Source organism: Streptomyces sp. NBC_00510, assembly GCA_036013505.1.
GTDB lineage: Bacteria > Actinomycetota > Actinomycetes > Streptomycetales > Streptomycetaceae > Actinacidiphila.
The window spans coordinates 6,949,590-6,963,750 of sequence record CP107851.1 but is presented as its reverse complement, the minus strand read 5'-3'; the positions used below and the strand labels follow the sequence as shown (position 1 = coordinate 6,963,750).

The following is a 14,161-nucleotide window of genomic DNA, read 5'->3' as shown; positions in this document are numbered from 1 at the left end:
TCCCGGGCTAGCGTTTCCGTCGTCGTCGCCAGCCACGGGAGGGAAACCGGTGACCGAGCCGTCGGACGTCGCGCCGCCGCACGACTGGAGCGCTGTGGAGCAGGGCCTGTGGGAGGCCTTCCGCCGGGGAGAGCTGTACGACCTGCGCACCGGGATCCCGGAGCGGGACGACCCGGCCGCCGACCGCTTCTGGGGACCGGACCGCACGGTACGGGCCGAGGTGATCGCCAAGCTGCTGCTTGACGGGCCGCAGGCCGCCTCGGGGCGCGTGTCGTGCGTGAAGCTGTCCGGGGCCCAGATCAGCGGGCAGCTCAACCTCTCGGGCGGCACGGTGGTGCCGTACGTGGAGCTGCACGACTGCCGCTTCGAGCAGCAGGTGCTGCTCGCGGAGTGCAGCTTCACGACCCTGCGCATGGTGCGCTGCGCCATACCGCGGCTGGAGGCGGCCCGTCTGCACACCTCGGGGGACCTGCACCTGCCGCAGTGCACGATCGAGGGCGGGATACGGCTCACCGACGCCCACATCGGCACGGACCTGCTGCTCAACCAGATCACCCTGCGCAAGGACCGGCACGGCCGGGCGCTGGCGGCCGACGGGCTCAGCGTCGCCCAGGACGTCGAGGCCGAACTGATCGAGGCGACCGGCGAGATCAGCCTGCGCAGCGCCCGCATCGGCGGCCGGCTCAGCCTGCGCGGCAGCCGGCTGCACAACCCGTACGGGCGCTACGCGCTCAACGCGGCCCGGGTCACCGTCGAGCACACCCTCTACCTGAGCGCGGGCTACGTCGGCACCGGCGGCTCCGGCGGCGGCACCCCGCCGCTGGGCGTGCGCACCCGGCGCTTCAGCTCGGACGGCGGGGTGCGGCTGGACGACGGCCGGTTCGGCAACGCGGTGATCATCCACCAGGCGCGGTTCCGGCTCACCGGCGGCCAGCAGCTGTCGCTGCGCCGGATCCAGACGCCCGAGCTGCGGCTCACCCTCGACCAGCCGCCGACCGGGACGATCTCGCTGGCCGGCGCGCGGGTGGGCAACCTCACGGACAGCCGTACCTGCTGGCCCGACGCCGGCGGTCTCGACCTGACCGGCTTCGCCTACGGCTCCCTCAGCCCCGAGGGCGCCTTCCCGCTGCGCGCCCGGATCGCCTGGCTGGCCGCGGCCACCCCGGAGTACAGCCCCGAGCCGTACGAGCACCTGTCGGCCGCCCTGCGCGCGAGCGGCGAGGACGCCGACGCCCGCGAGGTGCTGCTGGCCAAGCAACGCCGGCGCCGCGAGACCCTCCCCCTCGCGGGCAAGCTGTGGGGCTACCTGCAGGACGTGACCGTCGGCTACGGCTACCGCCCGGGCCGCGCCGCCATATGGATGGCGCTGCTCTGGGCCTTCGGCGCGGTCTTCTTCACCGCGCACGGCAGGCCCGATCCCGTCGACGGCGGCGCCTTCCCCGACTGGAACCCCTCCCTCTTCGCCCTCGACCTGCTCCTGCCGGTCATCAACCTCGGCCAGGACAACGCCTGGCGCCTGACGGGCAACGCCCAATGGGCCGCCGCGGTCCTCAGCATGCTCGGCTGGATCCTCGCCACCACGGTCGCCGCCGGCGCCTCCCGCCTCCTGCGCCGCGGCTGACGCCGTCGCGGCGGCGGGCCCGGCGATGACCGCATACGGGCCGTCCGGGGCGAAAACGGGTGGTGCGGGACGAGGACGACGATGGGGGTGAACGCCGCAGGCCCTAGGATTGCTGACCGTGACCGCTCGTCTTCCGCTCTTCCCGCTCGGCTCCGTCCTCTTCCCGGGCCTCGTGCTGCCGCTGAACGTCTTCGAGGAGCGCTACCGCGCGCTCTTCCGCGACCTGCTGGCCCTGCCGGAGGACGCGCCGCGCACCTTCGGCGTCGTGGCGATCCGGGACGGCCACGAGGTCGCCCCCGCCGGGGCGCAGGAGGCCGCGGCCGGGTACGCGCCGGACCTGTCGGGGGCGCTGTACGCGCTGGGCTGCATCGCGGACGCGGCGACGATCGGGGAGCGCGAGGACGGCGGCTTCGACGTCGTGGCGACCGGTACGACGCGCTTCCGGCTGCTGTCGGTGGACGCCTCCGGCCCGTACCTGGTCGGAGAGGTCGAGGAGGTCCCGGAGGAGCCCGGCACCGGGTCGGGGGCGCTGGCGGCCGACGTGGCGCGGGCCTTCCGCACCTACCAGAAGCGGCTGGCGGGGGCGCGGGAGCGGAGCCTGGCAGGGAGCCAGGAGCTGCCGGACGACCCGACCGTGCTGTCGTACCTGGTGGCGGCCGCGACCGTCGCCGAGACCCCGGAGAAGCAGGCCCTGCTGGAGGCCCCGGACACCGCGGCCCGGCTGGAGCGGGAACTGCGGCTGCTGCGCCGCGAGGCGGCCGTCATCAACAAGCTGGGCACCCTGCCCGCCGTGGACCTGACCCGGCAGGTCCCGAGCCCGAACTGACGTATCCTCACAGCGCCATGGCCAAGAAGAAGCAGTCATCCTCCGGCGGCACGCCCGCCACCGTCGCCCTGGAGAAGGCGGGTGCCGCCTTCACCGTGCACGCGTACGCGCATGACCCCGCATCGGAGCTCGGCTACGGGGAGGAGGCCGCGCAGGCGCTGGGCACCTCCCCCGACCGGGTGTTCAAGACCCTCGTCGCCGACGTGGACGGGGCGCTGACCGTCGCCGTCGTCCCCGTCGCGGGCTCACTGGACCTCAAGGCGCTGGCCTCCGCGGCCGGCGGGAAGCGCGCCGGGATGGCGGATCCGGCCGCCGCCGAGCGGACCACCGGATACGTCAGGGGCGGCATCTCCCCGCTGGGGCAGCGCAAGCGGCTGCGCACCGTGGTGGACGCCTCCGCGCTGGAGCACCCCTCGGTCTTCGTCTCGGCGGGCAAGCGCGGCCTGGAGGTCGAGCTGGCGCCGCAGGACCTGGTGCGGCTCACGGACGCGGTCGTCGCGCCGATCGGTCGCGCCTGACCCCTGGACGGCGGGGCCGTACGGGCGCACTCTGCCGGGAAGCACACCCGGTTCAGGGGAGGCCCGATGTCCAAGCGCACCCGCAAGCGCAAGTGGCGGATCAAGAAGCGCAACGCCAACCACGGCAGGCGCCCGGCGTGACCTCCGGGCCCCGGGTCACGCGCCCGGGGGCGGCGGCGTCCACTGCACGGTGGGGGGCTGCTCGTCGCGCGGGCCCAAACCCGTGGTGAGCAGCAGATGGGTGAGGACGGCCCCTGTGGGCCAGGCCAGGAGCGCGCCCTTGGCCTGCAGTGCGAGGGGGCCGTCGAACACCTTCTTCGCACCGACCGCCCTGGCGTGCGCGATCAGGTCGCTGGTGGGGCCGAGCCAGGTGCCCAGCCGCCAGGCGAGCAGGGAGCCCAGTACCGCGCCCACCGCCATGCCGAGGACGACGCCGACGCCCCCGCGCCGGTTGCGCCAGAAGACGACGGCCCCGGTCAGCACCCCGATGCCGAGCCCGAGCAGCACGAAGACGCCGTCGGCGCCGATCGCCTGCTCCCCCTCGGTGTCCTTGAGGTAGACCGCCTTGCCGTCGGAGACCAGCGGGATCCGTGGCGCGAGCCACAGCCACAGCAGGCCGAGGACCACGCCCGCCACGGCCACGAGCACCGCGGTCAGCGCGCCGCTCTTGAGCTCCCGGACGGGATCCATGCGGCTCTCCTGCTGCGGGAACGGCGGCAGCGGCGCGGGCGGCCATTGATCATGGGGGGTCAGGGGTGCGGTCACCCTGCCATCGTGCCAGGTCCGTCCGTGGCACGCGGCACCGGCACCTCACCGGCACCACACCCACGGGTCACCGACAGGCCGCCCGGCGGTAGGCCCAGGTGGCCACGGCCAGCGACACCAGGCCCACGGCCGCGCACACCGACAGGTCGGTGGTGATCGCCAGCCAGTCGGGGTGGGCGTCGAAGCTGCGGATGAAGGCCTCCACGCCGTAGGTGGAGGGCAGCAGGTCCCGTACGTAGCCGATGGGCTGGGGGAGGTTGCCGGCCGGCAGCACACCCAGCAGCAGCGCCGCGGACATGCCGAGCTGACCGGCGAGGGTGGCCAGCTCCTGGCGCGGCGCGAGCAGCCCGAGCGCCGCGCCCAGCCCGGACAGCGCGGCCCCCGCCAGCGGGATGACCGCGGCGAGGATCCACAGGTGGGCGAATGGCAGCTGGAACAGCGCACAGCCGATGCCCGCCGTCACGAGCGTCCCGGGCACGGTGAAGGACGCGTACGCGCCCGCCACGCCCAGCACCACGGCGGCCGGTGGCACCGGCAGGGTGGCGTAGTGGTCGAGCCCGCCGGAGGCGCGCAGCTGCCCGAAGTACTGGGCCAGCAGGTTCAGCGCCACGAAGGCGACGACCAGCACGCTCGACCCGGCGACCACCGCGCGCGCGGCCGGGCCGCCGTCGACGACGCCACGCATCATGATCATGATGCCGACCGACTGGAAGGTCGCCACGAACAGCAGCGGGATCCGGGCGACCTTCGCCCGGGACAGTTGCGCCCGGTACACCGCCGCCATCGCCGGCAGCAGCCGGGCGCGCGGGGCGAGCGTCGCGGCCGCCTCGCCGAGGGGGGCGGCGGGCGCCGCCGGTGCCGCCGTCCGGGTGTCCGCTCCCGTGGAGATGATCGTCACTCCACGCCGCCCCGCTGCGCGGTGCCGCGCACGTCCAGGTCCACGTTCCGGTCCACGTCCAGGGTCACGTCTCCGCCGTTGCCGCCGTTCACGCCTTGACCAGTCCCTTCCGGCGACCGCCGAGCGCCAGGTAGACATCCTCCAGGCTCGGCGCCGTCAGGGTGAAATCGTCGAGCGCGCCGAAGGCCGGGCCGCCGGTCAGCTCGGCGACCACGGAACGGGCCCGCTGCTGCGGCAGCCGCAGCGTCCAGCGGCGCCCGGTGACGTGGGCGGCGTCGCGCAGGGCCGCCACGGCGGGCACCGCCAGCGGGGGCGCGTCCCGCCACACCAGGTCCAGCCGTACCTCGTCGGCGACGAGTGCCTTCAGCCCGGCCGGGGTGTCGCAGGCGATGACCCGGCCGTCGTCGATGACCGCGACCCGGTCCAGTACGGTCTCCGCCTCGATCACGTTGTGGGTGACCAGCAGCACCGTGGTGCCGCGTTCGGCGCGCCGCCGGTCGACCGCCGCCCACACCGCCCGCCGGGCGACCGGGTCCATGGCGGTGGTCGGCTCGTCCAGCACGAGCACCGGCCGCTCGCCCACCAGGGCGGCGGCGAAGCAGGCGAGCCGCCGTTCCCCGCCCGACAGCCTCTTCACCGGCCGTGAGGCCAGGGCCGTCAGGTCCAGTTCCTCCAGGACGGCGTCCCGCTCGGCGCGCGCGGCCCTGGCGTCCAGGCCGCGCAGCCGTCCGGTGGTCTCGGCGGCCAGGGCGACGGTCAGCTCGTCCAGCGCGCTCGACTCCTGACCGAGGTAGCCGACCAGCCGCGCCGCGCGCTCCGGGTGCCGGACGAGGTCGTGCCCGAGGAGCTGGACGGTGCCCGCGTCGGGGCGCAGCAGCCCCGTCAACTGGCGTACCAGGGTGGTCTTCCCGGCACCGTTGGGGCCGAGCAGCCCGAAGATCTCACCGCCCCGGATGTCCAGGTCGATGCCGTCGTTGGCGCGCACCGGGGGGCTCGCGGCGCCGCGCCGCCCCCGCCCGCCCGGATAGCTCTTCACCAGCCCGCGCACGGTCACCACCATCGCCGTCCGCGTGGTGGCGCCCTGTTCCGTGCCCGTACTCACGAGCATCGAGCCTACGCTGCATCCCGGCCGGGACGTGCCGCAGGGTCGGGTCCGGGCGCGCTCACTCCCCCGCAGAGGCCCTCGCGACGACCGCGCGGGCGTCGATCTCGCGCCAGAAGCCCGCCCGGATGGCGTAACGGTCGTGTTCGTCGATCTGGTCGTCCTTGTGGGCCAGCAACCCGAACCGGGCGGCGTAGCGCAGCAGCTCGCCGTCGATGCGGTGCGGGACGCGCGGGTACTCGGCGGAGAGCACCTGGAGGTGGGACGTGTCGGTGAGCCGGCCGATCCAGCGGCGGGCGAAGACCTGGCCGACCTCGTACGGGTCGCCGCTGACGGCGGTGATGTCCTCCTCGCGGTCCGCCCAGCGCTGTTCGGGGCTGGTGAGCTGGGCCAGCGTGGGCAGGCCCGCGTCGGCGGCCTCGGCGCCGCCGACCAGCCCGCGGTCGGAGGACCAGCGCAGGGTGGCCCCGGTGGCGGACGGGGAGGCGGGGTGCGGGGCGGAGTGCCCGCGGTGGACGATGCCGGCGACGTCCTTGGGGGTGGGCACCATGCCCTTGCCGGTCGCGGCGGCGGGCGCCTCGGGGCTCGGGCGGGTGCCGTTGCGCTCGACGGTGACGACCTGGGGCGCGACGGCGGCCGGCTCCGCGGGCTGGTCCGCCGCGGGCTGCGGCTCGGCGCCGCGGGTGGTCTCGGGCAGCGGCGCGGACAGGATCGCGGCGATCTCGGGCCGCGGGGTGAGGGGCGCGCAGACCCCGGCGGGTTCGCGCACGTGGATGGCCCGGGTGATCCACTCCCGGTCCAGCACGCGCCGCTCGTCGGCCTCGGCGACCAGGTCCTCGGACTGGTTGAAGTCGCCGTCCGCGGCCTGCACGGCCCACAGGTGGACGGCGACGCCGTGCTCCTTCGCCGACATCATGCCGGGCAGGAGGTCGCCGTCGCCGGTGACCAGGACGACGTCGGAGCAGGCGCGGTTGCGGGCCAGCTCCGACAGCTCGGCGTGCATGGCCGCGTCGACGCCCTTCTGCGCCCAGCGGCCGTCGGTCCGGGTCAGCGCGCCCAGGCGGACCGTCACCCGGGGCATCACACGCAGTCGCCGGTGCTCCGGCTGGGGGACGCGGTCGGGGGCGCCGTCGAACCAGTAGATCCGCAGCAGCGGCTGGCCCGTCTCCTTCTCGGCGCGCTCCCGCAGACCCGCGACGACCTCGGCGTGGTCGACCGTGATCCTGGACCGGGAGGGCTCTCCGGCGAGGAGGCTCGCGGCAGCCCCGAGCAGGTAGCCGGCATCCACGAGGACGACGCAGCGGTCCATCGGTCTCACCCTCTTCTCCGAAAGTCCTGCCGTCCGTCCCCCCGGTAACGCTGTTGCCCCGAGTCTGCCCGAACACCGGGGCGTTGTGACCGGTTACGCGATCACCGGCGCGCCACACTCTGCAACTGCCCGAAATGCGACCTTCGTACTCCCGTGCAAGCCTGAGTGCGGCCCATCATCCGAGATTTCCCCCAAGGAGGAATCGTGGGCAAGAACAAGAACCGGGGCGAACGTACCGGCCAGCACCACGACCGCAGCGCCGCGACCACCGAAGAGCACGCGAAGAGCGCAGGCGGACGCGAGCAGATGGCGATGACGGCCCCGGGCGCCGAACCGCACGTGTCGCAGAAGCGGCAGAAGAAGTTCGGCCACAACTAGCGCGCGAGCGCCGGACACTCATGACCGAGGGTGGCACCCCGTCCGGAAGGGGTGCCACCCTCGGCACGTCCGCCCGCTCGCGCGGGGGGTGATCAGCCCGCCTGCTGCTGGGCGGTGGCGAGGCAGGAGGGGCCCAGGAGGGCCTTGAGGTCGCCGAAGAGTGCCGGGTCGGGAGTGACACGGTGGCGGTCGAGCCGCAGCACCGTCGTCTTGCGGGCGCCCTGCAGCCGCACCCGGACCTCGGTGCTCCCCTTGTGGCTGGCGAGCACCTCGCCGAGGCGGGCGATCAGCGGCGGGGTCACCTTCACCGTCGGGATGGAGATCGTCACCGGCGCGTTGGTCCCGGCGTCGGTGAGGTCGGGGACCATCAGCTCCATCGCCACCAGGCGCGGGACGTCCTCGCGCTTGTCGAGCCGGCCCTTGACGAAGACGACGGCGTCCTCGACGAGCTGGGTCGAGATCAACTGGTACGTGGCCGGGAAGAACATGCAGTCGATGGAGCCGCCGAGGTCCTCGACGGTGGCGATGGCCCAGGCGTTGCCCTGCTTGGTCATCTTGCGCTGGAGACCGGAGATGATGCCGCCGATGGTGACGATCGAGCCGTCGGAGTAATCGCCGGCCAGCGCCGAGACGGAGGCGTCCGCCTTGTCGTTGAGGACGTGCTCGATGCCGAAGAGCGGGTGGTCGGAGACGTACAGGCCGAGCATCTCGCGCTCCTGCGCGAGCAGGTACGTCTTGTCCCACTCGACGTCGGAGAAGGTGACGTCGAGCCCGAAGCCCGGTTCGTCGCCCCCGGCGTCGTCGCCCATGCCGCCGAAGAGGTCGAACTGACCCTCGGCCTCCTTGCGCTTCACCGCGACCACGTTGTCGATCATCGGCTCGTAGTGCTCGGTGAGGCCCTTGCGGGTGTGCCCCATCTCGTCGTACGCGCCGGCCTTGATCAGCGATTCCACGGTGCGCTTGTTGCAGACCACGGCCTCGACCTTGTCGAGGAAGTCGGGGAAGGAGGTGTACTTCCCCTTGGACTTGCGGCAGCGGATGATCGAGTCCACCACGTTCTGGCCGACGTTGCGGACGGCGGTGAGGCCGAACAGGATGACGTCGTCGCCCTGCGCGGTGAAGTTGGCGTCCGACTCGTTCACGTTCGGCGGGAGCACCCTGATGCCCATGCGGCGGCACTCGTTGAGGTAGATCGCCGACTTGTCCTTGTCGTCGCGCACCGAGGTGAGCAGCGCCGCCATGTACTCGGCCGGGTAGTTGGCCTTGAGGTAGGCCGTCCAGTAGGAGACCAGGCCGTACGCGGCGGAGTGCGCCTTGTTGAAGGCGTAGCCGGCGAACGGCACCAGGACGTCCCACAGCGCCTGGATCGACTCGTCGCTGTAGCCGTTCCTCCGGGCGCCCTCCTGGAAGATGGTGAAGTTCTTCGCCAGCTCCTCGGGCTTCTTCTTGCCCATGACGCGGCGGAGGATGTCGGCCTCGCCGAGGGAGTACCCGGCGATGATCTGGGCGGCCTTCTGCACCTGCTCCTGGTAGACGATCAGGCCGTAGGTGACGTCGAGGACCTCCTTGAGGGGGGCCTCGAGCGCCGGGTGGATCGGGGTGATCTCCTGCTGCTTGTTCTTGCGCAGCGCGTAGTTGATGTGCGAGTTCATGCCCATCGGGCCCGGCCGGTAGAGGGCCGAGACGGCGGAGATGTCCTCGAAGTTGTCGGGCTTCATCATGCGCAGCAGGGAGCGCATGGGACCGCCGTCGAACTGGAAGACGCCGAGGGTGTCGCCCCGGCCCAGCAGTTCGAAGGTCTTGGGGTCGTCGAAGGGCAGGGCCAGCAGCTCGATGTCGACGCCCTTGTTGGCCTTCACCAGCTTGACGGCGTCGTCCATGATCGTGAGGTTGCGCAGGCCCAGGAAGTCCATCTTCAGCAGGCCGAGCGACTCGCAGCTCGGGTAGTCCCACTGCGTGATGGTGACGCCGTCGGAGTGCCGCACCCAGACCGGGGCGTGGTCGACGATCGGCTCGCTGGACATGATCACACCGGCGGCGTGCACGCCCATCTGCCGGACCAGGCCCTCCACGCCGCGGGCGAGGTCGATGACCTTCTTGGCGTCGGGCTCGTTCTCGTACATCGAGCGGATCTCGCCGGCCTCGCTGTAGCGCGGGTGCGCGGAATCGGTGATGCCGGAGAGCGGGATGCCCTTGCCGAGGACGTCGGCGGGCATCGCCTTGGTGAGGCGGTCGCCGACGGCGTACGGGTAGCCCAGGACGCGGGCGGAGTCCTTGATCGCGTTCTTGGCCTTGATGGTGCCGTAGGTGCCGATCATGGCGACCTTGTCGGCGCCGTACTTCTCGGTGACGTACCGGATCACCTCGGCGCGCCGGCGCTCGTCGAAGTCGATGTCGACATCGGGCATGGAGATGCGCTCGGGGTTGAGGAAGCGCTCGAAGATCAGGCCGTGGTCGATCGGGTCGAGGTCGGTGATGCCCATGGCGTAGGCGACGATCGAGCCGGCCGCGGAGCCTCGGCCGGGGCCGACGGCGATGCCGTTGTTCTTGGCCCACATGATGAAGTCGGCGACGACGAGGAAGTAGCCCGGGAACCCCATCTGGATGATGGTGTCCATCTCGTACTCGACCTGCTTCATCCGGTCGTCCGGGATGCCTCCGGGGTAGCGGCGCTGCATGCCGCGCATGGTCTCCTCGCGGAACCAGGTGACCTCGGTGTAGCCCTCGGGGACGTCGAAGCGGGGCATCAGGTTCCGCGCCTGGAACATGCCGTCGGTGTCCACCTGCTGCGCGACGAGCAGCGTGGTGTTGCGGCAGCCCTCCTGCCAGGCCTCGGAGGAGTCGATGGCGAACATCTCGTCCGTCGTCTTCAGGTAGTAGCCGGTGCCGTCGAAGCGGAAGCGGTCCGGGTCGGAGACGTTCTTGCCGGTCTGGATGCACAGCAGCGCGTCGTGGGCGTCGGCCTCGCTGGCATAGGTGTAGTGCGAGTCGTTGGTGACGACCGGCGGGATGCCGAGCTTCTTGCCGATCTCCAGCAGCCCGTCGCGGACCCGGCGCTCGATCTCGATGCCGTGGTCCATCAGCTCCAGGAAGTACCGCTCCTTGCCGAAGATGTCCTGGTACTCGGCGGCGGCCTTCACCGCCTCGTCGAACTGGCCGAGGCGGAGCCTGGTCTGCACCTCGCCCGAGGGGCAGCCGGTGGAGGCCATCAGGCCCTCCGACCACTGGGCGATGGTCTCCTTGTCCATGCGCGGGTACTTGGTCAGCCAGCCCTCGGCATAGGCGTCGGAGGAGAGCCGGAAGAGGTTGTGCAGACCCGTCGCGTTCGCCGCCCAGATCGTCTTGTGCAGGTACGAACCGGAGGCCGAGACGTCGTCCCGCTTCTGGTGCGGCTGGCCCCAGGTGACCTTGCGCTTGTTCCGCCGCGACTCGGGGGCGACGTACGCCTCGATCCCGATGATCGGCGTGATCCCGGCGCCCTTGGCCTGGTGGAAGAAGTCGTACGCCCCGTGCAGGTTGCCGTGGTCGGTCATGGCGATGTGCGTCATGCCCATCTCACCGCAGGCCTTGAACATGTCCTTGAGCCGCGCCGCTCCGTCCAGCAGGGAGTACTGGGTGTGGACGTGAAGGTGGGTGAACGGCGTTGTCACGGGAAGCGACACCTCCGGCATCGGTCGTCATCTGGCGGCGTTGGAATCCTACGCCGGGGGTCCGACAGCCGATGCCATTCCCGCCCTCCCCGCCTTGCCCGCCGCGGCCGGCCGGCCCCGTGACCGGCCGGACGCGGACGGTGGCGTCAGCCCGCCCGGTAGGCGGCCCACGAGCTCTTCATGCGGCTCACCTGGCCTGCGGTGAACTGGTACATGCAGGAGTCGTAGGTGTAGTCCATGAAGTTGTGGATGGGGTCCACCCCGCCGGCCGTGCAGGTGTCACGGCCGGTCGGGCAGGCGCTGGCGGCGGTCTTCTCGGCGGGCGTGTCGGAGACGTAGTCGCCGTTGGCGCCGCAGCCGCCCTGGAAGGTGTGGTAGAGGCCCATCCAGTGACCGACCTCGTGGGTGGCGGTGTCGCCCTGGTTGTAGTTGGTGGCGGAGCCGCCGGGGACGGACGCGTCGAGGATGACCACGCCGTCGTCCTTGGGATCGCCGGCGTACCAGCTCGGGAAGGTGGCCCAGCCGAGCAGGTCGTCCTGGAGGTTGGCCGAGTAGATGTTGAGCGCGCTCGCGCCGCCCTTGCGGAGGCTGGTCTTCATCGAGGTCTCGGCCGAGGAGCCCTCGGTCAGGTTGTACCAGGCGGCCTTGTCGGTGTAGTCCGTCGCGACCAGCGAGAACTGGTAGCCGGAGTCGACGTTGCCGGTGCCCTGGCCGGCGTAGGCCGCGTTGAGCACCGCTATCTGGCCGGCGACGGCGGCGGCGCTGAGCTTGCCGGTGCTGCCGCTGTGGATGACGTGCCAGTAGACCGGGATGGTCGTCGTCGCGGCGGCGGCGACCCGGGAGCCCTTGCCCTCCGCCTTGATCTTCGCGACGCGCTTCCTCAGGTCCGCGTCCATCGCCTTGGCGGTGGCGTCGCTGATGGCGTTGGGCTCGTGTGCCGTGGAGCCCTTCATCTTGCGGGCCGCGGCGTCGCCGCTGTCCGCGCACTGCTCCGCGGGGGTCCTCGAGTGCGCGGAGGCGCTGCTCACGGTGACCGTCGCGCCGGTGAGGGGGAGCAGGGCCAGGGTTCCGGCCACGGCGGCGAGACCGACGAGACGGCGGGAACGGGGGGTGCGTGACATGTGGGGGCACTCCTCGTGGGACGTACGGGAGGAATTTCCTCCTCGCCGCCCGGAGGTTATGTGTCCATGCCAGAACCGGTGCAGCCCCCTTCCGGCCCATTGGCGGACAGAGGGTAATCCCTAGACAACGAAGGACCCTTGAGGGTCCGCGCCGGCCGGCGTAACACCCCCGGAACGCGGGGCGGGCGGTGTGTCCGGATTCGGACCCGGGGGCTCCCCACCGCCCGCCCCGCGCCGGCCGGTCCGCGCATGGCGCGGGGGGTTGGCCGGAAACCGACGTTCGGGAGGCTCAGCGTACCGGCGAGTAGACCCGCTCGACCTTCTGCGTGCCCGACAGGGTGCGGTACGAACGCTCCCAGGTCGACGAGGCGTTCGGGTCGGTGCGGTCGGAGAGAGCGTAATAGTCCATCTGCGCCCGCTCGCCGGTGATGTCCAGCACGCCGTAGCCGTGGGAGTCCATGTCCAGCCACTTCACATGGCGGTTGGCGGCCTTCACGGCGGCCTCGGCGACCGTGGAGACGGTGTCCGGGGCGACCTTGAGGATGTCGTCCAGGTTGTCGGACGTGACCGAGGTGACCACGAACTCGGTGGCGGCCGAGGCCGACAGCGGGTAGGTCGCCGCCTTCACCGGGACGTCGTTCGCCCACGCCATGTGGATGTCGCCGGTCAGGAAGACCGTGTTGCGGATGCCGTTGTCCCGCAGGTGGGCCAGGATCTCGCGGCGGTCGTCGGTGTAGCCGTCCCACTGGTCGACGTTGACCGCCAGGCCCTCGGCGGGCAGGCCGAGCAGCTTCGCCAGCGGCGCCAGCAGGTAGTCCGGCAGCGCGCCGAAGGCGACCGGCGAGATCATCACCGAGTTGCCGATCAGCCGCCAGGATGTGTCCGAGGCCTTCAGACCCGCCTTCAGCCAGTCCAGCTGGGCCCGGCCGGTGATCGTCCGGTCCGGGTCGTCCACCGCGCCGCTGCCGATCGAGGCCTGCTGGGAGCGGAAGGAGCGCAGGTCGAGCAGGGACAGGTCGGCGAGCTTGCCGAAGCGCAGCCGCCGGTAGGTGGTGCCGGCCACCGAGGGACGCACCGGCATCCACTCGAAGTAGGCCTGCTTGGCGGCGGCCACCCGCGCCGTCCAGGCGCCCTCGGCGCCCTCGGTGTGGTTCTCGGCACCGCCGGACCATGCGTCGTTGGCGAACTCGTGGTCGTCCCAGATCGCCACGACCGGGGCCACGGCGTGCAGCGCCTGCAGGTCGGTGTCCGTCTTGTAGCGCCCGTGCCGGGTGCGGTAGTCGGCCAGCGTGACGATCTCGTGGGCGGGCGCGTGCGGGCGGACGACGGCGCCACGGGCGGCGTAGCCCCCGGTGCCGTACTCGTAGATGTAGTCGCCCAGGTGCAGCCAGGCGTCCAGGTCCCCGCGGGCGGCCAGGTGCCGGTACGAGGAGAAGTACCCGGCCTCCCAGTTGGCGCAGGAGACCACCCCGAAGCGCAGCCGGTCGGCGGCGGCGTTCTCGGCGGGCGCGGTACGGGTACGGCCGGCCGGCGAGGTCACACCGCCGGCCGTGAAGCGGTACCAGTACTCCGTGGCGGGCTGCAGTCCGCGCACGTCGGCCTTGACGGTGTGGTCGGAGGCGGCGGTCGTGGCGGCCGTGCCGGTCGCCACGACGGAGGTGAACGCCTTGTCCCTGGCGACGGTCCAGCTCACCTCGGTCGCGGGGCCGAGCCCGGAGCCCGGGACGGCCTCGGGCAGGGGAGTCACGCGCGTCCACAGCAGCACGCCGTCGGGCAGCGGGTCACCGGAGGCCACGCCGTGCAGGAAGGCGGGGGCCGGGGCGGCGGAGGCGGGGGCGGCGGAGGCCGCCAGCGGTATCAGCGCGGCACCGGTCACGACGGCGCCGGCCTTGACGACCGAACGGCGGCTCGGTGTTCTCGATGAGGTCTGTGAGGGTGCAGAGGTATCGGTCACGGGGCGTCAGATTACGCGC

Annotated in this window: 11 protein-coding genes; 4 read left to right on the top strand and 7 right to left on the bottom strand. The window is 72.1% G+C overall.

Annotated elements, in window-relative coordinates; all coding sequences use genetic code 11:
* Nucleotides 1-49 precede the first annotated feature (49 nt).
* The 3 genes from OG937_31415 to ybaK all read left to right on the top strand — a co-directional run bounded on the left by OG937_31415 (nt 50) and on the right by ybaK (nt 2,965).
* On the top strand, nt 50-1,621 hold the full coding sequence (locus OG937_31415; GenBank protein WUD75882.1) for an oxidoreductase: 1,572 nt from the start codon (nt 50-52) through the stop codon (nt 1,619-1,621).
* A 118-nt stretch (nt 1,622-1,739) separates the two neighbouring features.
* A complete protein-coding gene (locus OG937_31410; protein ID WUD75881.1) occupies nt 1,740-2,447 on the top strand; it encodes an LON peptidase substrate-binding domain-containing protein in 708 nt (235 codons plus the stop codon).
* A gap of 17 nt (nt 2,448-2,464) precedes the next feature.
* On the top strand, nt 2,465-2,965 hold the full coding sequence (gene ybaK / locus OG937_31405) for a Cys-tRNA(Pro) deacylase (GenBank protein WUD75880.1): 501 nt from the start codon (nt 2,465-2,467) through the stop codon (nt 2,963-2,965).
* A 156-nt stretch (nt 2,966-3,121) separates the two neighbouring features.
* Here ybaK and OG937_31400 read toward each other — a convergent pair whose 3' ends face one another.
* The 4 genes from OG937_31400 to OG937_31385 form a co-directional block, all read right to left on the bottom strand.
* Nucleotides 3,122-3,685 carry an ABC transporter permease gene (locus tag OG937_31400; GenBank protein ID WUD78949.1) on the bottom strand — a complete coding sequence of 188 codons (564 nt, stop codon included), beginning with the start codon at nt 3,683-3,685 and terminating at the stop codon, nt 3,122-3,124.
* A gap of 112 nt (nt 3,686-3,797) precedes the next feature.
* Nucleotides 3,798-4,514 carry an ABC transporter permease gene (locus tag OG937_31395; GenBank protein WUD78948.1) on the bottom strand — a complete coding sequence of 239 codons (717 nt, stop codon included), beginning with the start codon at nt 4,512-4,514 and terminating at the stop codon, nt 3,798-3,800.
* Between the two features lie 202 nt (nt 4,515-4,716).
* Entirely contained in the window at nt 4,717-5,736 is a 1,020-nt protein-coding gene (locus tag OG937_31390) for an ABC transporter ATP-binding protein (protein WUD75879.1), read from the bottom strand.
* Nucleotides 5,737-5,791: 55 nt separating this feature from the next.
* Nucleotides 5,792-7,039 carry an NYN domain-containing protein gene (locus OG937_31385; GenBank protein ID WUD75878.1) on the bottom strand — a complete coding sequence of 416 codons (1,248 nt, stop codon included), beginning with the start codon at nt 7,037-7,039 and terminating at the stop codon, nt 5,792-5,794.
* Nucleotides 7,040-7,243: 204 nt separating this feature from the next.
* Between OG937_31385 and OG937_31380 the strand changes: the two genes are divergently transcribed.
* Nucleotides 7,244-7,417, top strand: a complete 174-nt coding sequence (locus OG937_31380; protein WUD75877.1) for a hypothetical protein — start codon at nt 7,244-7,246, stop codon at nt 7,415-7,417.
* 92 nt (nt 7,418-7,509) lie between these two features.
* On the opposite strand, the gene dnaE is transcribed toward OG937_31380, so the two are convergent.
* The 3 genes from dnaE to OG937_31365 all read right to left on the bottom strand — a co-directional run bounded on the left by dnaE (nt 7,510) and on the right by OG937_31365 (nt 14,142).
* Nucleotides 7,510-11,088 carry a DNA polymerase III subunit alpha gene (dnaE, locus tag OG937_31375; protein WUD75876.1) on the bottom strand — a complete coding sequence of 1,193 codons (3,579 nt, stop codon included), beginning with the start codon at nt 11,086-11,088 and terminating at the stop codon, nt 7,510-7,512.
* 125 nt (nt 11,089-11,213) lie between these two features.
* The gene (locus OG937_31370) at nt 11,214-12,188 is read right to left on the bottom strand and encodes a zinc metalloprotease (GenBank protein WUD75875.1); all 975 of its coding nucleotides are present in this window, start codon (nt 12,186-12,188) and stop codon (nt 11,214-11,216) included.
* Between the two features lie 289 nt (nt 12,189-12,477).
* Nucleotides 12,478-14,142: an alkaline phosphatase D family protein gene (locus OG937_31365; GenBank protein WUD75874.1), complete on the bottom strand. Its 1,665-nt coding sequence runs from the start codon at nt 14,140-14,142 to the stop codon at nt 12,478-12,480.
* Nucleotides 14,143-14,161: the final 19 nt, after the last annotated feature.